This is a genomic window from Streptomyces sp. CA-249302 (genome assembly GCF_050936785.1).
Lineage (GTDB): Bacteria > Actinomycetota > Actinomycetes > Streptomycetales > Streptomycetaceae > Streptomyces.
Map to the genome: position 1 here is coordinate 6,092,541 of NZ_JBNJMG010000001.1, position 20,153 is coordinate 6,112,693.

Annotated in this window: 21 protein-coding genes; 9 read left to right on the forward strand and 12 right to left on the reverse strand. The window is 70.2% G+C overall.

Annotated features, from left to right (window positions below):
• The first annotated feature begins 11 nt into the window (after positions 1-11).
• Complete coding sequence (locus ACQEWB_RS27495; RefSeq protein ID WP_432835482.1) at positions 12-410, forward strand: ATP-binding protein; 399 nt, start codon at positions 12-14, stop codon at positions 408-410.
• Here the strand turns inward: ACQEWB_RS27495 and ACQEWB_RS27500 are convergent.
• On the reverse strand, positions 407-1,300 hold the full coding sequence (locus ACQEWB_RS27500) for a helix-turn-helix domain-containing protein (protein ID WP_432835484.1): 894 nt from the start codon (positions 1,298-1,300) through the stop codon (positions 407-409). The genes ACQEWB_RS27495 and ACQEWB_RS27500 overlap by 4 nt on opposite strands.
• Entirely contained in the window at positions 1,297-2,073 is a 777-nt protein-coding gene (locus tag ACQEWB_RS27505; protein WP_432835486.1) for a peptidoglycan-binding protein, read from the reverse strand. The genes ACQEWB_RS27500 and ACQEWB_RS27505 overlap by 4 nt, the downstream gene beginning before the upstream one ends.
• A gap of 286 nt (positions 2,074-2,359) precedes the next feature.
• On the opposite strand from ACQEWB_RS27505, the gene ACQEWB_RS27510 reads away from it, so the two are divergent.
• Positions 2,360-2,824, forward strand: a complete 465-nt coding sequence (locus ACQEWB_RS27510; RefSeq protein WP_432835488.1) for a peptidoglycan-binding domain-containing protein — start codon at positions 2,360-2,362, stop codon at positions 2,822-2,824.
• A 156-nt stretch (positions 2,825-2,980) separates the two neighbouring features.
• Positions 2,981-4,255, forward strand: a complete 1,275-nt coding sequence (locus tag ACQEWB_RS27515; protein ID WP_432835491.1) for a serine/threonine-protein kinase — start codon at positions 2,981-2,983, stop codon at positions 4,253-4,255.
• Positions 4,256-4,271: 16 nt separating this feature from the next.
• Here the strand turns inward: ACQEWB_RS27515 and argS are convergent, their stop codons facing one another.
• Positions 4,272-6,029, reverse strand: coding sequence for an arginine--tRNA ligase (argS, locus tag ACQEWB_RS27520; protein ID WP_432835493.1), 1,758 nt, complete (start codon positions 6,027-6,029; stop codon positions 4,272-4,274).
• A gap of 127 nt (positions 6,030-6,156) precedes the next feature.
• Between argS and lysS the strand changes: the two genes are divergently transcribed.
• The gene (gene lysS / locus ACQEWB_RS27525; protein ID WP_432835495.1) at positions 6,157-7,902 is read left to right on the forward strand and encodes a lysine--tRNA ligase; all 1,746 of its coding nucleotides are present in this window, start codon (positions 6,157-6,159) and stop codon (positions 7,900-7,902) included.
• 79 nt (positions 7,903-7,981) lie between these two features.
• Here lysS and ACQEWB_RS27530 read toward each other — a convergent pair whose 3' ends face one another.
• The 3 genes from ACQEWB_RS27530 to ACQEWB_RS27540 form a co-directional block, all read right to left on the reverse strand.
• The gene (locus ACQEWB_RS27530) at positions 7,982-9,253 is read right to left on the reverse strand and encodes a DUF2637 domain-containing protein (protein ID WP_432835497.1); all 1,272 of its coding nucleotides are present in this window, start codon (positions 9,251-9,253) and stop codon (positions 7,982-7,984) included.
• 156 nt (positions 9,254-9,409) lie between these two features.
• Positions 9,410-10,294 (reverse strand): DUF3558 family protein, encoded by an 885-nt coding sequence (locus tag ACQEWB_RS27535; RefSeq protein WP_432835499.1) that lies wholly within the window; start codon positions 10,292-10,294, stop codon positions 9,410-9,412.
• A gap of 132 nt (positions 10,295-10,426) precedes the next feature.
• On the reverse strand, positions 10,427-11,293 hold the full coding sequence (locus tag ACQEWB_RS27540) for a DUF3558 domain-containing protein (RefSeq protein WP_432835501.1): 867 nt from the start codon (positions 11,291-11,293) through the stop codon (positions 10,427-10,429).
• A gap of 194 nt (positions 11,294-11,487) precedes the next feature.
• Between ACQEWB_RS27540 and ACQEWB_RS27545 the strand changes: the two genes are divergently transcribed.
• On the forward strand, positions 11,488-12,681 hold the full coding sequence (locus ACQEWB_RS27545) for an RtcB family protein (RefSeq protein ID WP_432835503.1): 1,194 nt from the start codon (positions 11,488-11,490) through the stop codon (positions 12,679-12,681).
• Here ACQEWB_RS27545 and ACQEWB_RS27550 read toward each other — a convergent pair.
• From ACQEWB_RS27550 to ACQEWB_RS27565, 4 genes are all read right to left on the reverse strand, one after another.
• A complete protein-coding gene (locus ACQEWB_RS27550) occupies positions 12,678-13,952 on the reverse strand; it encodes a tyrosine-protein phosphatase (RefSeq protein WP_432835505.1) in 1,275 nt (424 codons plus the stop codon). The two genes, ACQEWB_RS27545 and ACQEWB_RS27550, sit on opposite strands and share 4 nt — an antisense overlap.
• 9 nt (positions 13,953-13,961) lie before the next feature.
• A complete protein-coding gene (locus ACQEWB_RS27555; RefSeq protein ID WP_432835507.1) occupies positions 13,962-14,114 on the reverse strand; it encodes a hypothetical protein in 153 nt (50 codons plus the stop codon).
• Positions 14,114-14,899, reverse strand: a complete 786-nt coding sequence (locus ACQEWB_RS27560) for an SDR family NAD(P)-dependent oxidoreductase (RefSeq protein ID WP_432835509.1) — start codon at positions 14,897-14,899, stop codon at positions 14,114-14,116. The genes ACQEWB_RS27555 and ACQEWB_RS27560 overlap by 1 nt, the downstream gene beginning before the upstream one ends.
• Positions 14,900-15,040: 141 nt before the next feature.
• Positions 15,041-15,373, reverse strand: a complete 333-nt coding sequence (locus tag ACQEWB_RS27565) for a YnfA family protein (protein WP_432835511.1) — start codon at positions 15,371-15,373, stop codon at positions 15,041-15,043.
• A gap of 99 nt (positions 15,374-15,472) precedes the next feature.
• On the opposite strand from ACQEWB_RS27565, the gene ACQEWB_RS27570 reads away from it, so the two are divergent.
• Positions 15,473-15,937, forward strand: coding sequence for a hypothetical protein (locus ACQEWB_RS27570; RefSeq protein ID WP_432835513.1), 465 nt, complete (start codon positions 15,473-15,475; stop codon positions 15,935-15,937).
• A gap of 37 nt (positions 15,938-15,974) precedes the next feature.
• On the opposite strand, the gene ACQEWB_RS27575 is transcribed toward ACQEWB_RS27570, so the two are convergent.
• On the reverse strand, positions 15,975-17,012 hold the full coding sequence (locus ACQEWB_RS27575) for a saccharopine dehydrogenase family protein (RefSeq protein ID WP_432835515.1): 1,038 nt from the start codon (positions 17,010-17,012) through the stop codon (positions 15,975-15,977).
• Between the two features lie 129 nt (positions 17,013-17,141).
• Between ACQEWB_RS27575 and ACQEWB_RS27580 the strand changes: the two genes are divergently transcribed.
• Both ACQEWB_RS27580 and ACQEWB_RS27585 read left to right on the forward strand, forming a co-directional pair.
• The gene (locus ACQEWB_RS27580; protein WP_432835517.1) at positions 17,142-18,110 is read left to right on the forward strand and encodes a helix-turn-helix domain-containing protein; all 969 of its coding nucleotides are present in this window, start codon (positions 17,142-17,144) and stop codon (positions 18,108-18,110) included.
• A gap of 133 nt (positions 18,111-18,243) precedes the next feature.
• Positions 18,244-18,726, forward strand: a complete 483-nt coding sequence (locus ACQEWB_RS27585; protein WP_432835519.1) for a MarR family winged helix-turn-helix transcriptional regulator — start codon at positions 18,244-18,246, stop codon at positions 18,724-18,726.
• A gap of 4 nt (positions 18,727-18,730) precedes the next feature.
• On the opposite strand, the gene ACQEWB_RS27590 is transcribed toward ACQEWB_RS27585, so the two are convergent.
• Positions 18,731-19,132, reverse strand: coding sequence for a winged helix-turn-helix transcriptional regulator (locus tag ACQEWB_RS27590; RefSeq protein WP_432835521.1), 402 nt, complete (start codon positions 19,130-19,132; stop codon positions 18,731-18,733).
• A 124-nt stretch (positions 19,133-19,256) separates the two neighbouring features.
• On the opposite strand from ACQEWB_RS27590, the gene ACQEWB_RS27595 reads away from it, so the two are divergent.
• Entirely contained in the window at positions 19,257-20,147 is an 891-nt protein-coding gene (locus ACQEWB_RS27595) for an NADP-dependent oxidoreductase (protein ID WP_432835523.1), read from the forward strand.
• Positions 20,148-20,153: the final 6 nt, after the last annotated feature.

Consider the following 20,153-nt stretch of genomic DNA (forward strand, 5'->3'; position numbering starts at 1 on the left):
ACATTCGTACCGTGATTGCCGCAACCGAACTCCCCTACCAGCGCGACCAGTTCTACGCCCGCGACCGCAGGTCCGTCCCCGCCGCCAGGGACTTCACCCGCGGATCGCTCGAGCACTGGGACCTCGTCGACTGGCCCCGCACCGACGACCTGTTGCTGTGCGTGAGCGAGCTGGTCACCAACGCCGTCCTGCACGGCGTACCGCCCGGCCGTGGTCTGCTGTTGCGGCTGAAGTACGACGGCGAGCTCGTCCGGACCGAGGTGCACGACAGTGGTTCCGGAGTGCCGGGAATCGCTGACGTCGCCGACGAGGGCGGCCGGGGTCTGCTCCTCGTCGCCGCCCTCGCCGACAAGTGGGGCGTCGGCGAACGCGACCCGGGCAAGCTGGTGTGGGCCGAGTTCGTGCGCTAGCCGACCCGGCTCTCGAAACACTGCCGCTTGCCCGTGGTCGGCAGGAAACAGGCCCGGACCACCGCGCCGGGCCGGGTGACCACCATCGGCGTGTAGATGAACGCGTCGGCGTCGGCGCCGTTCCTGATCCTCGCCCCGCGTACCGGGCCGCCCGCACTCACCTCGATGCGGTCGCCCACCCGCGTCCCCCAGGTCCGTGCCCAAGTCGCCCCGCACACCTTGCTGTACCGCACCTCCATCCAGGCCCCGGTCGCCATCCGCCGCTGCGCGAGCGTGTCCGGTTGGGCCCCGCAGTACATCTCCACCGGACTCCGGCCGTCGCACGCCGCTCCCCGGCAACGCGGCCGGACGGAGAAGGGGGAGGAGGGGGAGGAGGGGGACGGGTTCGCGGTCGAGCGGTGGTCGTCGGCGTGGTGCCGTGGCAGCAGGAGCAGGGCCAACGCGACCCCGCCGAGGGCGACCGCGCACACGGACGCGAGTACGGCGACCAGGGTCAGGGTCCGGTGACCGGCGCTAGGGGCTTCCTGGGCAACGCCCGGTTCCGCCTCCGGGGGCGGCGCCTGCACCGCCGTATCCGAAGCCGCCGTATCCGAAGCCGCCGTATCCGAAGAACGAACCGCACCACCCCCCGCCCCCACCCCCGCCCGCCCGCTCCACTCCGACTCCGCGATCTCCCACAGCGCCAGACACCGCCCCTCCGGCTCCCCGGCCAGGCGGCACAGCTCCTCCACGGCGGTGCGCGGCGGCAGGGTCTTGCCGTTGAGATAGCGCTCCCAGGACGACTTGCTGAACGCCGTCTTCGCCGCGAGGCCCGCCAGACTCAGCCCTGTCCGCTCCTTCAACTCCCGTAGCGCGGAGCCCAGTCGAGCACTCTCGGGGGAGGGCGTCATCCTCGTAACGCCTTCCAGGTGTGCGGACCGACGATCCCGTCCGCATCGAGGTGCGCCCGCTTCTGGAAACGCACCACCGCGCCCCGCGTCAACGGCCCGAACATCCCGTCGATCCCGCCCGGAGATATCCCGGCCCGCCGCAGCAGACACTGCACCTCGGCGACCTCGGGCCCGGAACTCCCGTATGCCACCGTGGCGTTGAGCGAGCGGCTATTGCCCGCATACCAACGCCCGTCGGTCCGCTGCTCGCGGCAGTGGTACGTGGGTGTGGAGGGCGTCGGCGACACGGCCGCCGTCGCGCCCAGCGACCCGGTCGCTGCCCTCCCCTCGCCCCCGTCGTCGTCCATGAACCGCGCGGCTACGAGCACCGCCGAGGAGACGGCGAGCACCAGGGCCACGGCGCCGGCGACGAGCGCGACCCGCAACGCCCGGCTGGGCGGCGGTTTTTCGTCCGGGCCGGCGGACAGGACCTCGGGTCGCTCCGGCTCCGTCGGCTCCGCCCGCCCCTTTCCCCACGCCTCCGCCGCCACCTCGTGCAGCGCCAGCAACCGGGTCGGGTCCTCGCCCCCGATCCGCGCCAGCGCCTCCACGGCCTCGCGCGGCGGCAGCGAACGGCCGCTCAGATACCGCTCCCAGGACTTCGGGCTGTACCCGGTCCGCGCCGACAGCTGGCGCAGACTCAGCCCGCTGTGGTCCTTCAGGCGTCGTAGCCGCACCACCAACTGCCGCACACGCGGGTCGAGTCGTTCGGGCAGCACTCTCCAACGCGACATGGTCCCCCCACGCGTTCATGAAAACGGCGGCCGTGGTCAGCGGCCCCCGTACCTCGCGCCGCATTCTGCACCAGCATTCACAGGACCGCACCGGAACATGCACCGCACATCCATGGGAATCGGCCACCGCCCGTCCCGTCCCACCGTCCCACCGGACGACATCACCGCAGGTCGGAGGGTTGGGCGTCCCGCCTGGACGTCACTTCCGCGGCAACCGTGGCGACCCCTGCCGACCGCCCCGCAGGCTCGTCCCGCCACCTCAAGTCACGACCCGAAAGGCAAACGCATGCGATCGAACGCCTTGGCCAGGACCCTGGTCAGCGCCGCCGCCGTGATCGGACTCGCCACCGGCGGCCTGGCCACCGCGGGCACCGCCTTCGCCGCCTCCGCGCCGGCCGCGAGCGCCCAGGGCGCCTCCATCCTCGCCACGAACAACCTCGGCCTGAACACCGCCGAGGGCAAGAGCGTCCAGTGCTACGTCCGGGACGCCACACCCGTCGGGAAGTTCGACCCCGGCACGATCGACGGCCAGCTCGGCACCAAGAGCTGGAAGGCCTGGCAGGCCTTCCTCAACGACCGCGGGTACAACGCCGGAACCGTGGACGGCGACCCCGGCCCCAACACCATCCGCGCCCTCCAGCGCTTCCTCGTCTACATCGGCTACGACACCGGCGGCATCGACGGCGACGCCGGCCCCAAGACCAGGGCCGCCTGGAAGACGTTCGCCAACCTCGGCGGAGGCTGGTGCTGACACAGCCGACGGCCCGTCCTCTCGGGGGAGAGGACGGGCCGACGCGTTCGCCGGTAGGTGCCGTGCTGCCCGAGGCGTCATACTCGTACCCCTGTAACGGAGTTCAGGGCCAGACCGTCGTGCGGCGGTGGCAGTCCGCCGACGGGGAGGGGACCGGTGCGGGGCTTACTGCTCGACGAGCGGTTTCGGATCGACCACCGGCTGGGCGCCGGCGGGATGGGGCAGGTGTGGGCCGCCGAAGACGTGCGGATGCGGCGGTTGGTCGCGGTGAAGGTCGTCCATCCGCCGTACGGCATGGACGAAGCCGAGACGCAGGCCCGCTTCGAGCGTGAGGTCCAGCTGGCGGGACGGCTGACACACCAGAACATCGTGACCGTGCACGACTGGGGGGAGACGACGGTCGACGGGCGTCCCACCCTGTTCTTCGTCATGGAACTGGTGAAGGGACAGTCCCTGGACCGGCGGCTCAAGGAGGCGACGCCCGCTTGGCCGCTCGCCGTGGGATGGGCCGCGCAGATCGCGGAGGCGCTGCACGCCGCCCACCGGGAAGGCGTCGTCCACCGGGACATCAAGCCCGCCAACGCGCTGCTCACACCGGACGGGACGGTGAAGGTCCTGGACTTCGGGATCGCGAAGTTCATGGGCGAGACGATGAGCGCGCACGGGCTGACGGCGACGGGCACGCTGCTCGGCTCGCCGCCGTACATGTCGCCCGAACAGGCGGAGGGCATACGGGAGTTGGATCACCGGAGTGATCTGTACTCGCTGGGATGCCTGCTGTACCACGCGGTGACGGGACAGCCCCCGTTCGTGAGCGGCAATCCGTTGGCGGTGCTGCGGATGCACCTGGATGACGCGCCGGTCGAGCCGAGCGACATGATGGTGGACGGGTTCCCCGAGGCACTGGACGACCTGATCCTGAGCCTGCTCGCCAAGGACCCCGAGAACCGCCCGCCGGACGCGGCGGCCGTCTGCGACACCCTGAGCGCCCTCCTTGTCGACCACGCGACGATGGAGCCGGACGAGAACCTCCGGGGCCTCACCGCGCTGGGCCACAGCCACTCGGCGTCGGGCCGGATCCTGCGCCGCACCTGGGAACAGCTCGCCGAGACACGGGCCAGGGCCGAGGAACTGCTGACGGTGATCGAGCGGAGGAAGACCGCGCTGGAGCGGGAGGCCGAGGCACTCGGGGCCGTGATCCAGAACATCACCGTGCCAACGCCCGTGGACCAGCCCCTATGGCTGGACGAGGAGAACTACTACCAGGTCTTCAAGCAGTCGATCGACGGCAGTTACCCCACGCCGGATCTGTTCCGGGAGAGCGTGACGGCGGTCTACGCCGTCACGCTCTCGCCGGATGAGGCCCAACGCCTGGTCAACCGCTTCATGAACCGTCACACGGCGGAACTTCAGGAAGACCACATCGCGTAAGGCCTCACCGTGCCGCTCAGAGCCGCTCGGGCGTCCGGATGCCCAGCAGGGACATGCCCTGGTGGAGGGTGCGGGCCGTGAGGTCGCACAGGAAGAGGCGGTTCTCCACCTGCTCCTGCTGCTCGGCCTTGAGGACCGGGCACTTGTCGTAGAACGTCGTGTACAGCGAAGCCAGTTGGTACAGGTACGCGGCCAGCTTGTGCGGGGCGTACTCCGCCGCCGCCTCGAAGACCGTGTCGCCGAACGCGTCCAGGTGCAGGCCCAACGCCCGCTCCGCCGCGTGCAGTTCCAGCTCCGGGTGCGCGGCCGGCTTCGTCTCGCCCGCCTTGCGCAGGATCGACTGGATACGGGCGTACGCGTACTGGAGGTAGACCGACGTGTCGCCGTTCAGCGAGACCATCTGGTCCAGGTCGAACTTGTAGTCCCGGTTGGGGGACGTCGACAGGTCGGCGTACTTCACCGCGCCGATGCCCACCTGGGCCGCCCGCTCCTGGATCTCGTCCTCGGTGAGGTCCTGCGCCTTCTCGCGCACGACCTCCGCCGCCCGCTGCACCGCCTCGTCCAGCAGATCCTCGAGCCGTACGGTCTCGCCCTCACGCGTCTTGAACGGCTTGCCGTCCGCGCCCAGCACCGTGCCGTAGCCCATGTTGTGCGCGGTCACCGCGTCGGTCAGCCAACCCGCCCGCCGTGCCGCCTCGAAGACCATCTTGAAGTGCAGCGACTGGCGTACGTCGACCACGTACAGGAGCGAGGTCGCGTGCAGGTCGGTGACCCGGTTGCGGATCGCCGTCAGGTCGGAGGCCGCGTAGCCGAAGCCGCCGTCCGCCTTCTGCACGATCAGCGGCACCGGCTGGTCGTCCTTGCCCCGGATCTCGTCGAAGAACACGACCAGCGCGCCCTCGGAGCGGACCGCCACGCCCATCTCCTCCAGGAGGCGGGCGGTCTCTGGCATGCCCTCGTTGTACGCGGACTCGCCGACGATCTCGTCGTCCCGGATCTCCATGTCCAGCTTCTCGAAGACCGAGTAGAAGTAGACCTTCGACTCGTCCACGAACTGCTGCCAGAGCTCCAGGGTCTCCTTGTCGCCGGACTGGAGCGCCACGACCCGCTTCCGGGCCCGCTCCTTGAACTCCTCGTCCGCGTCGAAGACCGCGCGCGACGCCTTGTACACCCGGTTCAGGTTCGACATCGCCTGCTCGCCGTCGACGTCGGCCGCCGGGGCCAGCTCGCCGGGGTTCTCGAACAGGTACTGGATGAGCATGCCGAACTGGGTGCCCCAGTCGCCGATGTGGTGCCGGCCGATCGTCTTCTCGCCGGTGAAGTCGAGCATGCCGCGCAGCGCGTCGCCGATCACCGCGGAGCGCAGGTGGCCGACGTGCATCTCCTTGGCCACGTTCGGCTGCGCGTAGTCGACGACCGTGATGCCGGGCTCCGCCTTCGGCGGCACACCGAGGCGCTCGCCGTCCGCGTACCGGGCGGCCAGGTTCTCGGTGATCGCCCGGTCCGCGATCGTGAGGTTCAGGAAGCCGGGTCCGGAGACCTCGACGTCCTTGATCACCTCGCCGGTCGCGATGTTGGCGACGACCTGAGTGGCCAGCTCCCGCGGGTTGGCCTTGGCCTTCTTGGCGAGCGCCAGGATGCCGTTCGCCTGGAAGTCCGCCCGGTCGCTGCGTCGCAGGAGCGGGTCGGCACCGGCGGCCTCCGGCAGGGAAGCCGAGAGGGCGGACGCGAGCTGCTGCTGGACGGAGTCGCTGAGGGACGTGACCGGGGCCATAGGAAGGGGAGCCGTTCTCCTCGTGGGAATGGATATACCCAGCCAGTATCCCATGGGGGGTAAAGCGGTTTTCCCGGTCGCACGGCCGTCTGTGACAATGGAGCGTCCCCCGTTCAGAAAGAAGGACGTGCCGATCGTGGCTCAGAGCACCGAGACCGCCGACTGGGTCTCCCGTTTCGCGGATGACGTCATCGAGGAGTCGGAGCGTCGGGCCCCGGGCAAACCCGTAGTCGTCGCCTCCGGACTGTCTCCGTCCGGCCCGATCCACCTCGGCAACCTCCGCGAGGTCATGACCCCGCACCTGGTCGCCGACGAGATCCGCCGCCGCGGCCTCCAGGTGCGCCACCTCATCTCCTGGGACGACTACGACCGCTACCGCAAGGTGCCGGCCGGCGTCACGGGCGTCGACGAGACCTGGGCCGAGCACATCGGCAAGCCGCTGACCTCCGTCCCGGCCCCGAAGGGCTCGTCGTACCCGAACTGGGCCGAGCACTTCAAGGCCGCGATGGTCGCCTCGCTGGCCGAACTCGGCGTGGAATTCGACGGCATCAGCCAGACCGCGCAGTACAACGCCGGTGTCTACCGCGAGCAGATCCTGCACGCCATGAAGCACCGCGGCGACATCGACGCGATCCTCGACCAGTACCGCACCAAGAAGGCCCCGGCCAAGCCCAAGCAGCAGCAGAAGCCGGTCGACGAGGCCGAGCTGGAGGCCGCGGAGGGCTCCGGCGCGGCCGAGGAGGACGACGGCTCGTCCGGCTCCGCCGGGTACTTCCCGTACAAGCCCTACTGCGGCAACTGCGAGAAGGACCTCACCACGGTCACCTCGTACGACGACGACACGACCGAGCTGACGTACACCTGCACCGCCTGTGGCTTCTCCGAGACGGTCCGGCTCAGCGAGTTCAACCGCGGCAAGCTGGTCTGGAAGGTCGACTGGCCGATGCGCTGGGCGTACGAGGGCGTCGTCTTCGAGCCGAGCGGGGTCGACCACTCGTCGCCGGGGTCCTCGTTCCAGGTCGGCGGCCAGATCGTCGGGATCTTCGGCGGCAAGCAGCCGATCGGCCCCATGTACGCCTTCGTCGGCATCAGCGGCATGGCCAAGATGTCCTCGTCCAGGGGCGGGGTGCCGACCCCCGGCGACGCGCTGAAGATCATGGAGCCGCAGATCCTGCGCTGGCTGTACGCCCGCCGCCGGCCCAACCAGTCCTTCAAGATCGCCTTCGACCAGGAGATCCAGCGCCTCTACGACGAGTGGGACAAGCTCGACGCGAAGGTCGCCGACGGCTCGGCCCTCCCGGCCGACGTCGCCGCGCACGCCCGCGCGGTGGGCACGGCCGCCGCCGAACTCCCGAGGACCCCGCGCCCGCTGCCGTACCGGACCCTCGCCTCCGTCGCGGACGTCACCGCCGGGCACGCGGACCAGGCGCTGCGGATCCTGACCGACCTCGACCCGACCGACCCGATCGGATCGCTCGACGAGGCCCGCCCGCGGTACGACAAGGCCGAGGCCTGGATCAACACGCACGTCCCCGCCGACCAGCGGACCATCGTGCGCGACGAACCCGACGCCGAACTGCTGAAGTCCCTCGACGAGGCGTCCCAGCAGTCGGTACGGCTGCTGCTCGACGGTCTCGCCGAGCACTGGTCCCTGGACGGGTTGACCCACCTCGTCTACGGCGTCCCGAAGGTGCAGGCCGGCTTCTCGGCGGACGCGGGCCCGAAGGAGCTGCCCGCCGAGATCAAGACGGCCCAGCGCACCTTCTTCGCCCTGCTGTACCAGCTGCTGGTCACCCGAGACACGGGCCCGCGCCTGCCCACACTGCTCCTCGCGGTGGGTCAGGAGCGGGTACGGCGGCTGCTCGGCGAGTAGGCGGTACAGGCGGTACAGGCGGTACGAGAAAGGGGCCCTCGGGATCGAGGGCCCCTTTTCTTATGCACCTTTGCACCGGTCAGGCGATGTGGTCTTCCTGCAGTTCCGCGGTGTGGCGGTTGGTGAAGCGGTTGACCATGCGGTCGGCCTCGCGCTGCGGGAGCGTGATGCCGTATGTCGCCTCCACGTCGCCCCGGAACTGGCCCGCCGTGGGGTAGCTGCCGTCTATCGACTTCTTGAAGACCAGGAAGTAGTCCTCTTCGGTCGGCGGCTGAGGCTCCGGAGGGCCCCCGCCCTCACCGAGTTCGCGGGTACGGCCCCCGGTGACCACCGGGATCGGGAAGCTGCCCGTCTCCTCCGGCGAGGGTTCCTCAACCGGCGGCTCCTCCTGGTAGCCGTACTGCGCCGCCTGCTGCTGCTCGGCGAACCACGCGGCGTGCTGCTCGGGGTCGTACTCGTACTCGTAGCTCGGGTCGTAGCCGCCCTGGTAGTCCACCTGCTGGGGGACGTTGAACCACGGGCTCTGCTCCGGCTCGGGCTCGTACTGCTCCACCGGCGCCGCCTCCACCGCACGGTTGACCACCGGCGGCGCGACCTGCTGAGGAGCCTGAGCCTGGGCCGGCAGGGCCACCGGCTCCGGGGCCGGAGGCAGCAGCACCGGCTCGATGCCCGCCGCCGCCAGGCCCGCCGGGGCCGTCTCCGCCAGCGGCACGCCGTACCGGGCCAGCCTGAGCGGCATCAGGGACTCCACCGGGGCCTTGCGGCGCCAGGCGCGGCCGAAGCGGGAGTGCAGACGGGCCCGGTAGACGAGTCGTTCCTGCTCCAGCTTGATGACCTGCTCGTAGGAGCGCAGCTCCCACAGCTTCATCCGGCGCCAGAGGAGGAAGGTCGGGATGGGCGACAGCAGCCAGCGGGTCAGCCGCACGCCCTCCATGTGCTTGTCGGCCGTGATGTCCGCGATCCGGCCGATGGCGTGCCGGGCGGCCTCGACGGCCACGATGAACAGGACCGGGATGACGCCGTGCATGCCCACGCCCAGTGGGTCCGGCCAGGCGGCCGCGCCGTTGAAGGCGATCGTGGCCGCCGTCAGCAGCCAGGCCGTCTGCCGCAGCAGCGGGAACGGGATGCGGATCCAGGTCAGGAGGAGGTCCAGGGCGAGGAGGACACAGATACCGGCGTCGATGCCGATCGGGAACACGTACGCGAAGTTCCCGAAGCCCTTCTTGATGGCCAACTCGCGGACCGCCGCGTACGAACCGGCGAAGCCGATGCCGGCGATGACCACCGCGCCGGCCACGACGACGCCGATGAGAACGCGGTGCATCCGAGTCAGCTGCAGTGGCGCGGCCACCCGTACTCCCCTCCCATTGCGTGCTGTTGCGCGCAACAGGGTGGCACATGTGTGCGCCATACGTGTTGCCGGTACGGGAGGAGCCCGGTCCCCCGAGGGGGCCGGGCTCCTGCAAACAGCTGGGTTGAGCTGCGAGTTGGCGTCCAGATGTGACGGTCAGCTCTTCTTCGAAGCGGAGGCGGAGGGGGACGCCGAGGACGACTTCGAGGGCGAGGCGGAGGGGGACTTGGAGGCCGACTTGGACGGCGAGGCGGACGCGGCGGGGGCCGTGCCCTCGCCGTTCGCCGCCGACACCGTGGCCACGGCCTCCTTCGCCGCCTGCTCGGCGAGCTTGGCCAGGGTGGCCGCGCTCGGCGTCTTCTCGCCGGCCAGACCCGCGCCGTTGTAGTCGAGGGTGACGACGACGTTCTCGACGCGCGTCACGACCGTCTGCTGCTTGAAGGCGCCTTCCTTCTTCTTCAGGTCGTAGCTCACCAGCGTCGCTTCGTCGCCCGTAGCGGCCACGGTCGTCGTCTTGGTGTTCTTCGCACCCTCCACGGCCTGGGCTTCCTTGACCTGCTTGGAGAAGTACGCGTGCGCCAGCTGGTCGCCCTCGCCGCGCGTGGCGTCCGAGTCGAAGCGCAGCAGCGAGACGTTCAGCCAGCGGAACTGCGAGCCCTTCACGCCGTTGTTGTCCAGGCTGCTCCAGGAGCAGCTGGCCCGAGTGGCGGTATCACTCGACGTGCCCGCCTTGCCGGCCTTGACCCCCTTCGGCACCAGCGAGGTCAGGGTCTTCTTCGACAGCACGGCACACGAGTCCGGCAGCTTCTTGTACGCCGCCGCCTGCACGGTCGGAGTCGCGTCGCCGCCCGCCGAGGACGACGTACCACCGCTGCCCGAGCTCTTGCTCCCACTGTCGCCGGAGCCGGAGTCCGAGCCGGACGAGCAGCCGGCCGCGAGCAGCACCACCGGTACGGCGGCCGCGCAGACAAGGACGCGGCCACGCCCCTTCGCTCGCCGCTCACGCCGGTTCTGCTGGTCTCGCTCTGCTGCTCTCTGCATGGTTCCTTCACTCATCACGCTGGGGTTCCTGCGGTCGGATCGGGTCCGAGGGGCCACGGTACGCGGTGAGAAGGCTGTGCGTTTTTGCTTCGAAAACTTTGCGAAGGGGTGTGAGGGAGCGGCGAACAGCCCCTAACCCGCCAGTACGTCGGCCAGCTGTGCGGCCAGTTTCCGGGCCCTGTCCTGCATTTCCTTGCTGTCCGGCACGACTCCGACGGTGGCCGGCTGCTCCTCGTACTGGATGGTCACGATGACGTTCGACGTGCGGAACACCACAGTCACCGTGCGCTGCTCGGTCGTAGAACCGGAACCGCTCAGCACGTCGTCCAGGAACGCCTCGTCCCCGAGATCGGAGAGCGCGCGGGGCTGGAGGTCGGCCGGGGTGGTGGAGGAGGAGGGGGAGGCGGAGGAGGACGAAGAGGCCGAGGCCGAGGTGGAGGTGGAGGAGGACGGCGAAGGGGAGCCCGAAGCCGACGAACTCGGGTCGGCACTCGCACTACCGCCCTCACTCCCACTCTCACCGTCGTCGGCACTCGAACTGCTCGCCGGCTCGGGGAGGTCGGCCGCCACCTCCTTCGCGGCGAACAACTCCTTGGCCTGGGTGTCGTCGCTGACGGCGTTGTCGTACGACACGACCCGCTCCAGGTCGACGAGGAGATGGTCGGTCGCGTCCGTCGAGTCGACCTTCCAACGGCAGCCGACCTTGCGGTCCGTGTCGTAGGTGAGCGTGGCCTCGCCGGCGTACGCCTTGTCCCGCTGGTCCTGGTCGGTCATCTGCTTGATGCCGGGGAGCAGGGAGTCCAGGGTGCCGTGGCTGATCGCGCCGCAGGGTTCCGGGAGCGAGTCGTACTTGCCGGGCTGCGCGGCGGCGGTCGCGGTGCCGGCGTCGCCCGGGTTGGAGTCGTCGGTCGTACCGCCGTCCCCCGAGCCGCCGGTGCAGCCGGCCAGCAACGCCGCGAGGAGCGCTGCGACGCCGGATACGTACGCCTTCCGCTGCACGGTCAGGCTCCTCTCGACGGGGTCCAGGTCCAGTGTCCCTGCTGGTTATTCGCTTGCCGCACGGGGGCACCCCCGGCAGACAATGTGTATCGCACGCAACACCGTGAACGCCGGTCCGCTGTCCTGTTTGTCGACCTTGGCGCAGGTTTTGCGATTCGCTACTTTTGTTATGTTCGCGGGGGAATGAGGAAGTTATGTCGTACGTAGAGATACCGGGTGCGAAGGTCCCCATCCGGATGTGGACCGACCCCACGACGGTCGAGGACGTCGCCCTCCAGCAACTCCGCAACGTGGCGACCCTCCCGTGGATCAAGGGCCTGGCGGTCATGCCGGACGTGCACTACGGAAAGGGTGCGACGGTCGGCTCGGTCATCGCGATGCAGGGCGCGGTCTGCCCCGCGGCGGTGGGGGTGGACATCGGCTGCGGAATGTCGGCGGTGAAGACGTCCCTGACGGCGAACGACCTGCCGGGCGACCTGTCGCGACTGCGGTCGAAGATCGAGCAGGCGATTCCGGTGGGGCGGGGGATGCATGACGATCCGGTGGAGCCGGGTCGGTTCCATGGGTTCGCGACGGGCGGGTGGGACGACTTCTGGGGGCGGTTCGACGGGGTCGCCGAATCGGTCAAATTCCGCCATGAACGTGCCGGAAAGCAGATGGGAACGCTCGGATCCGGAAACCACTTCGTCGAAGTTTGCACGGATACAACCGGTTCGGTGTGGCTCATGCTCCACTCCGGTTCCCGGAACATCGGCAAGGAACTGGCCGAGCACCACATCGGCGTGGCCCAGAAGCTCTCGCACAACCAGGGCCTGGTCGACCGTGACCTCGCCGTCTTCATCGCGGACACCCCGCAGATGGGGGCGTATGAGCACGATCTCTACTGGGCTCAGGAGTACGCGAAATACAACCGCTCCATCATGATGGCGCTCCTCAAGGACGTCGTCCGTAAGGAGTTCAGGAAGGCCAAGGTGGCCTTCGAGCCCGAGGTGAGCTGCCACCACAACTATGTGAGCCGCGAGCGCTACGAGGGCATGGACCTCCTGGTCACCCGGAAGGGTGCCATCCGTGCGGGCAGCGGCGAATACGGCATCATCCCGGGCTCCATGGGCACCGGCTCGTACATCGTGAAGGGTCTCGGCAACGAGAAGTCCTTCAACTCGGCGTCCCACGGCGCGGGTCGGCGCATGAGCCGTAACGCGGCGAAGCGTCGCTTCTCGACGAAGGACCTGGAGGAGCAGACGCGGGGCGTGGAGTGCCGTAAGGACTCCGGTGTCGTGGACGAGATCCCGGGTGCCTACAAGCCGATCGAGCAGGTCATCGACCAGCAGCGGGACCTGGTGGAGGTCGTGGCGAAGCTGAAGCAGGTCATCTGCGTGAAGGGTTAGCGGGGCGGCAGCAGCCGCTTCTCCAGCAGGGTCACCGCGTACGGGCTGCCTGTGCCGTCCACCTTGGCCTGCTGTTCGCCGACCACCTGGTAGCCCGCGGACTCGTAGTACGCGCGGAGGCGGGGGTTGGCGGACAGGCAGTCCAGGCGGGCGTACGGGCGGCCCGTTGCGGTGATTCGGGACTCTGCCTGGGCCAGCATTTCGCGGCCCGTTCCCGGTGGGGACGTGTGGGGCGTCGTCATCAGGCGATGGATGTAGCCCGCATCGGCGGGGCGGGGGCCCCAGGCCGCCGGGTCGTCCCACCAGATTTCCCAGGCGCCGGTGAGGTGCGGGCCGGTGTGGGTCAGCCAGACCTCGCCCTGTTCCATGCGCTTGCGGAAGTGGGTCTCGTCCTTTTCGCGCGGTTTCCATTGGTCGATGCCTCGGGCCAGTTGCCAGAGGGCCGCCGTATCGCGGAGGCGGACCAGGGACGGGGCGTCGGCCGGGGTTGCCCTGCGGAACGTCAGGGGTGGGTAGGTGGTGGGGAGGGGTTCCAGGAGGTGGGCGCGGAGGATGGTCGACAGGGAGTCGGCGTCCAGGCCCAGGGCGTCGGTGACGTAGTCCGCCGTCGAGCCGTAGCGGGACTTGAAGGACTTCAGGAACAGGCGCATCACCGACTCGGGGGCGCGGCCGAAGCCCAGCCAGGTCGGGGAGTTGCCGTTGTTGCGGGACTGCCAGTCCGCGAGGAGGGCCGGGGCCGCCAGTTCCGTGAGGCTGAAGTCCTCGATGATCGTGGGGGTGGGGACCCCCAGCAAGTCCAGGACCAGCGCCGCCAGTTGGCCCGTGCGGTCCTTGCCCGAGGCGCAGTGGAAGGCGAGGGGGGTCTCTGACTCCGCCGACTTCGCTATGAGTTGCAGGGCCTCGCGGATCTCCGCCGTACCGTCCTCCGCCACCTCCATGTAGCGCTCGGCCAGATACGGGCCGGGGTCGACCTCCGGGGCCAGCGCCGGCTGGTTGTACGGCCGGTGCTCGATGCTGAGGTTGTGGTACGTGAACGACGCGTCGGACGGGACACGGCCCCGCGACTCCGCCTCCCAGGGGTGGCGGAGGTCGATCACCGTGCGGATGCCGAGGGACAGGAAGCGGGACCAGTCCGCGCTGCCGGGCTCCAGTTTGCCGAGGGAGTCCGTGCGGTACAGGCGGCCGGGGCGGACGCGGCGGCCGTCCGTCGTCCGGTAGCCGCCCAGGTCACGGAAGTTGCACAGCTGGTCGAAGGCTATGTGTCTGTCCACCTTGGGACCCTACTTCGCGTGCAGTACCGCGTAGATCATCACGAAGGCCACGATGTGGATGCCGAAGAGGAAGTACGCGAGGTAGTACCAGACGTACCGCTCGCGTTTCTTCTCCAGTCGCAGACGCGCCTGCTCGGCCTGCCGCTCGGTGTCCTCTGCCATCACAGATCCCGGTGGACCTTCGTGTTCGACGCCTGGGCGCGCGGGCGCAGGACCAGGAGGTCGACGTTGACGTGGTGGGGGCGGGTGACCGCCCAGGTGATGGTCTCGGCGACGTCGTCGGCGGTGAGCGGTTCGGCCACGCCCTGGTAGACCTTCGCCGCCTTCTCCTCGTCGCCGCCGAAGCGGGTCAGGGCGAACTCGTCGGTCTTCACCATGCCGGGGGCGATCTCGATGACGCGGACCGGCTGGCCGACGATCTCCAGGCGCAGCGTCTCGGCGAGTACGTGCTCGCCGTGCTTGGCGGCGACGTAGCCCGCGCCGCCCTCGTAGGTGCCGAGGCCGGCGGTGGAGGAGACGACGACGATCGTGCCGTCGCCGCTCGCGACCAGCTTGGGGAGCAGGGCCTGGGTGACGTTCAGGGTGCCGATGACGTTCGTCTCGTACATCGAGCGCCAGTCGGCGGGGTCGCCGGTGGCCACGGGGTCGGCGCCGAGGGCTCCGCCGGCGTTGTTGACGAGTACGGCGACCGTCTTGAAGGCCGACGCGAACTCGTCCACGGCTGCCCTGTCGGTGACGTCCAGGGTGTAGGCCGTCGCCTGGTGGCCGGACTCGTTGAGTTCCTTGGCGAGGGATTCGATGCGGTCCTCGCGGCGGGCGGTGAGGACCACTCGGTAACCGGCCTCGGCGAGCCGGCGGGCGGTTGCGGCGCCGATTCCGCTGCTTGCGCCGGTGACGATCGCGATGCGGGACGGGGCCATGGGGTTCGCTCCTCGGCGGGGGTTCATGTACGGGTTGCCTTGGAGAGTCTAGGCGCGGTGGGGGATTGGGGAATCGGACGGCTGCGGGTCCGTGGGGGCTGGTCGCGCCCACGCGGCGGAGCCGAATATCGATACGGCCCCGCGCCCCTTGGGTCGGTCGGATCGGCGTCAGTTCCTTGGTGCCCACATGATTACCGCCATTCCGGTCAGGCAGATCACGGCCCCCGTCACGTCCCAGCGATCCGGACGGTAACCGTCCGCCACCATCCCCCACACGATCGAGCCCGCCACGAAGATGCCGCCGTACGCCGCCAGGATGCGGCCGAAGTGGGCGTCCGGCTGGAAGGTGGCGACGAAGCCGTAGGCGCCCAGGGCGAGGACTCCGCCCGCCATCCACAGCCAGCCGCGGTGTTCGCGTACGCCCTGCCAGATCAGCCAGGCGCCGCCGATCTCGAAGACGGCGGCGACGAGGAAGAGGGCGGCGGAGCGGGCGATGAGCATGGCAGCAGCCTCGCACGGGTGCTGTCACCTGATGGACGGCGCCTGTCCCGTGCCGCGCGTGGGATACATCCGTACGTCCACGTGGAGTGAGGAGCGGGTATGCGGAAGGTTCTTGCGGGGGTCGCGGCGATGGTGGCGGTCTGCGGGGCGGCCGGGCCCGCCGGTGCCGTCGGAGGCGGTCCGGAGGCCGACCTCGCCTATCACGGTGCCGCGTCGATGTCGGCCGGTCAGGCGTACGTGCGGTTCACCCCGCGCAACCACGGCCCGTCCGCCGTGCCCGACGCGACGGTACGGCTGCGCTGGTCGGAGCCCCTCGCCGACCGGCAGGTGCTGCCGCTGGGGTGTGCGCGGTCCGGGCCCGGCGGGGTGCTGTGCCGGGTGGGGGCGTTGGGCGCCGACGACATGGGCGAGCAGATCAGTCTTCGGGTACGGCTGCGGGGCGCGCCCACCGAGGTGGTGCTGGAGCTGGACACCGTGTGGAACGGCGGTGCCGTGGACCGGAACCGGGCCAATGACCGGCAGCGGGTGCTCGTGCTCGACACCGGGGACGAGTACTACTTCTGAGCATTCCGCACACGTCCTGCGTCGTGGAGCGTCGCGGTCAGGCGTCTTGCGGGTGGAGGTCGAGTGCGAGGTACGGGGCGAGTGCGTGCAGGAAGTCCGGTGCGTCGAAGATCTCGCCGGCGGAGGCGACGCCGACAGCCCTGGTGCGGCCGGTCAGGACGCGTTCGAGGGCCTCGGCGACGAGAGGTGCGGTGACGGCGTAGATGTCCTGGCCGCCGGCCGTGGCCCGGCGTTCGACTCCGCCGGAGCGTACGACGGCGTCGACGAGGAAGGTCTGGTCCGAGCGCCCGCTCCGGTCGGCGGCGGTGGGGGCCGGTGTGTCGGGGGTGGCGACATCACGGACCGCCTCAACGGTCATGTAGGTGGTGACGTCGGGGATGGACAGGTGCTGGGGAACGGTGACGACGTCCGCCATCGTGAACTCGCCGATCACCTCCCGGACTCCCATCGGTTCCGGGAAGGTCCACTGAAGGGTGGGTGCGGCGTCGGTGCGGCGCTCCCACTGGCCGCCGCGGTAGCGCAGGCGGACGTCGCCGCGGCGTTCGCGGGAGACGGCACCGGACCGGCGGGTGCCGGCGGTGGGGTGCCAGCTGCTGAGCGCGTAGGCGATGTGGGCCTCGTCGGCCGCGGTCCAGTCGCCCATGGCCGCGGTGGTGAGCAGGTCGCCGAGGCCGCCGAAGAAGGCCATGGCCGGGACGATCACCACTCCCGCTTCCCGGGCTCGCTCCTGGTAGTGGGCGAAGGTGTCGAGGTTGGCCTCGAGCTCGGCGGCCACGTCCAGATACGGGATCTTCGCACGGAGCGCGGCCTCGATCACGGGACCGGTGGTCGTCGCGAAGGGGCCCGCGCAGTTGATGACGGCCACCGCGCCCGCCAGGGCCCGGTCCAGCGACGCCGCGTCCTCGGCCGACGCCACCCGGGCCTCAAGGCCGTGCTCCTGGGCCAGCTCCCGCAGAGCCTGGGCGTTGCGCCCGGAGGGCACCGGCACGTATCCGCGCGCGGCCAGCTCCGCGACCACGAACCGCCCGGTGTGACCGTACGCGCCGAACACCGCCACCTGCTGACCTGACCCCATGAGACTGCCCCCCATGTACTGGCACACCCACCGTGACGTCGATCCGCCGCGGCCTGACACGCACATCCTGTCCCCGTGGCAGCACCCCGCACGAGCGTCGGAAACGACAAGGCGCGTACAGTTTCGGACATGCCCACCGTCGCGCTGGCCGTCACCGACGGCATGCTCCACTACGAACTGTCCGTGGCGATCGAGATCTTCGGCGCTGATCTGACCCACATCGTGGACCCCTGGTACGACTTCTCCGTCTGCGGAAGCGGTCCGGTGCACGTCGGCCGCTTCCTCCTGGCGCCCGACCACGGACTCGACCATCTCCCGCACGCCGACACGGTGATCGTCCCCGCCTGGGCCGACACCGACCGTGAGCCGCCCGGCGCCCTGGTCCAGGCGGTGCGCGCCGCCCACGAGGCCGGCGCCCGCGTGGCCTCGCTGTGCACGGGCGCCTTCGTCCTGGGCGCGGCCGGACTGCTCGACGGCAGGCGCGCCACCACCCACTGGGCCCACACCCGGGAGCTGGCCCGACGCCACCCGGCGGCCACCGTGGATCCGGACGTCCTCTACGTCGACAACGGCGACGTCCTCACCTCCGCGGGCAAGGCCGCCGCCATGGACCTGTGCCTGCACCTGGTCCGCCTCGACCACGGCTCGGCCAACGCCAACAAGATCGCCCGCCGTCTGGTCATCCCGCCCCACCGCGACGGCGGCCAGGCCCAGTTCATCTCCACACCCCTGCCCGAGCCCGGCAACCACCCCCTGGGCGGACTCTTCCCCTGGGCGCTGGAACGACTGGACCAACCGCTCACCGTGGAGGACCTGGCCCGCCAGGCCCGCATGAGCTCACGCCACCTCGCCCGCCACTTCAAACACCTCACCGGCACCACACCACTGCAGTGGCTTCACACCCAGCGCATCCGCCACGCCCAGGAACTCCTGGAAACCACCAACGCCACCGTCGACACCATCGCCACGGCCACCGGCATGGGCACCGCCACCACCCTGCGCCGCCACTTCCACCGCAGCGTCGGCGTCCCGCCCGACACCTACCGCCGCACCTTCCGCCCCCAGGAGCCAGTCCCAAACCGGCGTCACGGAAGCTGACATTTCACGGTCGGCAGCCATCGACGGCCAGTCAATTCCCCACCTGCCGGCCGCCGACGGGGAATTTCAAGGACATCAGAAAAATCCACCTCCAGTACGCTTTCTGCGCGGCGCAGAGAAGAGGAGCGGGTCCATGGCAGGCGGCGGTACGACGGCACGGGCGCGGCTGCTCGACGAGCTGTCCTCGGTCTCGCGCCGCTACATGGCCTCGTACGCCCTGTTCAACCAGGCCGTCGCCGACCACCTCGGGCTGCACCCCACCGATCTGCAGTGCCTGAACCTGCTCACCCTGGAGGGCGCGCCGGTCACGACCGGCCGGATCGCCGAGCTGACGGGGCTGACCACCGGGTCGGCGACGCGGCTGGTGGACCGGCTGGAGAAGGCCGGGTACGTGGTCCGGGAGCGGGACGCGGCCGACCGGCGCAAGGTGCTGGTGACGACCGTGCCGGCGAAGGTCGCCGAGTTCGGGCGGATGTGGGAGCGGCTGAACGGCAACTGGTCCACGCTCTTCGACGAGCTCGACGACGGCCAACTCGCCGTGGTGGTCGGGCACATGAGGCGGACGGTCGAGTTCAGCGGGCAGCAGGTCGCGCGGCTGCGTGCGGGGGACGTCTGAGCGGTCAGGCGGTCTCGGCGTCGTAGCGCTCGCGCGCCTCGTGGACCTCCTCGATGTGGGTCTCCGCCCATGTCTTCACCGCGGTGAGCAGACCGGCCAGGCTGCCGCCCAGCTCCGTGAGCTCGTAGTCGACGCGGACCGGGACCGACGGGGTGACGGTGCGGCTGAGGATGCCGTCCCGTTCGAGGGCGCGCAGGGTCTGCGTCAGCATCTTGGGGCTCACGCCGGCGATCTTGCGGCTCAGGTCGCTGTAGCGCATGGGGCCGCGGGAGAGGGCGGCGACGACCAGGCTGACCCACTTGTCGCTGAGCCGGTCCAGGAGCTGGTTGGTGGGGCAGGCCCGGATGAATGCGTCGTACTCGACCCGTGCCTTCTCGCGCCGCTGGCCCGCGGTCATGGTCGCCATGGCTTCCCTTCGGGGTATGTACGCACTCTCAGGTAACTACTTCCCGGAGGTTAGTGCCTCTTCCTAGGGTTGTCACTGCGGAAAGGAAAGCGACACAAATAACCCTGATTGGTGGGAAGTTGACATGCGCGCAGCAGTGGTGAAGGCCTTCGGCGGACCCGAGACGGTCGAGGTGGTGGAGAGTGCCGTGCCCGAGCCGGGGCCGCGGCAGGTGCGGATCAAGGTCGCGGCGGCCACGCTGAATCCGGTGGACGCGGGCGTGCGCGGCGGGTTCTTCGGCGGGGCGGGCAAGGAGATCGGGCTCGGCTGGGACGTCGCCGGGACGGTGGACGCCACCGGCGTGGCCACCGCGTGGGGCGTCGGCGACCAGGTGATCGCGATCGACCCCGGGATGGTGCGGCCGCTGGGCACGCACGCCGAGTACGTGGTCGTGGAGACGGACGCGGTGGCGACCGCGCCGGCCACGGTGGACGCGGCGCACGCCTCGACCCTGCCGCTGAACGGCCTGACCGCCGTACAGGCCCTGGATCTCCTGGAGTTGGCGGAAGGGCAGTCGCTGCTCGTCACGGGTGCGGCGGGCGCGGTCGGCGGCTTCGCCGTCCAACTCGCCGCGCACCGCGGGCTGTCGGTGACCGCGCTGGCCCGGGAGGCGGACGAGGAACTCGTACGGTCCCTGGGGGCCACGCACTTCACCTCCGGTGCCGTGGCGGCGGCGGGCTTCGACGGCGTACTGGACGCCGCCTTCCTCGGCGAACCGGCCCTGGAGTGGGTGCGGGACGGGGGTGCCTACGTCGGCGTCCGCCCCGGCGCCGAGCCGGCCTCGGTCCGCGGAGTGCGGTCGACCCACGTCGCCGTGAGCGCCGACGGCTCCCGACTCGCCGAACTGGCAAGGCTGGTGGACGACGGCGTACTCACCCTCCGGGTCGCGGAGACGTACCCCCTGGAGGAGGCCGCCAAGGCGCACGCCCGCCTGGAGACCGGCGGTGTACGCGGCCGACTGGTCCTCGTCCCCTAGCGGGGC

Excerpts from the sequence above, each read along its gene's own strand:
- ACQEWB_RS27575 (WP_432835515.1), bottom strand. The coding sequence starts at position 17,012 with ATGGGGTCAGGTCAGCAGGTGGCGGTGTTCGGCGCGTACGGTCACACC.
- ACQEWB_RS27560 (WP_432835509.1), bottom strand. The coding sequence starts at position 14,899 with ATGAACCCCCGCCGAGGAGCGAACCCCATGGCCCCGTCCCGCATCGCG.
- ACQEWB_RS27500 (WP_432835484.1), bottom strand. The coding sequence starts at position 1,300 with ATGACGCCCTCCCCCGAGAGTGCTCGACTGGGCTCCGCGCTACGGGAG.
- ACQEWB_RS27545 (WP_432835503.1), top strand. The coding sequence starts at position 11,488 with ATGTCGTACGTAGAGATACCGGGTGCGAAGGTCCCCATCCGGATGTGG.
- ACQEWB_RS27555 (WP_432835507.1), bottom strand. The coding sequence starts at position 14,114 with ATGGCAGAGGACACCGAGCGGCAGGCCGAGCAGGCGCGTCTGCGACTG.
- argS (WP_432835493.1), bottom strand. The coding sequence starts at position 6,029 with ATGGCCCCGGTCACGTCCCTCAGCGACTCCGTCCAGCAGCAGCTCGCG.
- ACQEWB_RS27580 (WP_432835517.1), top strand. The coding sequence starts at position 17,142 with ATGCCCACCGTCGCGCTGGCCGTCACCGACGGCATGCTCCACTACGAA.
- ACQEWB_RS27535 (WP_432835499.1), bottom strand. The coding sequence starts at position 10,294 with ATGCAGAGAGCAGCAGAGCGAGACCAGCAGAACCGGCGTGAGCGGCGA.
- ACQEWB_RS27570 (WP_432835513.1), top strand. The coding sequence starts at position 15,473 with ATGCGGAAGGTTCTTGCGGGGGTCGCGGCGATGGTGGCGGTCTGCGGG.
- ACQEWB_RS27510 (WP_432835488.1), top strand. The coding sequence starts at position 2,360 with ATGCGATCGAACGCCTTGGCCAGGACCCTGGTCAGCGCCGCCGCCGTG.
- ACQEWB_RS27595 (WP_432835523.1), top strand. The coding sequence starts at position 19,257 with ATGCGCGCAGCAGTGGTGAAGGCCTTCGGCGGACCCGAGACGGTCGAG.
- ACQEWB_RS27585 (WP_432835519.1), top strand. The coding sequence starts at position 18,244 with ATGGCAGGCGGCGGTACGACGGCACGGGCGCGGCTGCTCGACGAGCTG.
- ACQEWB_RS27565 (WP_432835511.1), bottom strand. The coding sequence starts at position 15,373 with ATGCTCATCGCCCGCTCCGCCGCCCTCTTCCTCGTCGCCGCCGTCTTC.
- ACQEWB_RS27505 (WP_432835486.1), bottom strand. The coding sequence starts at position 2,073 with ATGTCGCGTTGGAGAGTGCTGCCCGAACGACTCGACCCGCGTGTGCGG.
- ACQEWB_RS27590 (WP_432835521.1), bottom strand. The coding sequence starts at position 19,132 with ATGGCGACCATGACCGCGGGCCAGCGGCGCGAGAAGGCACGGGTCGAG.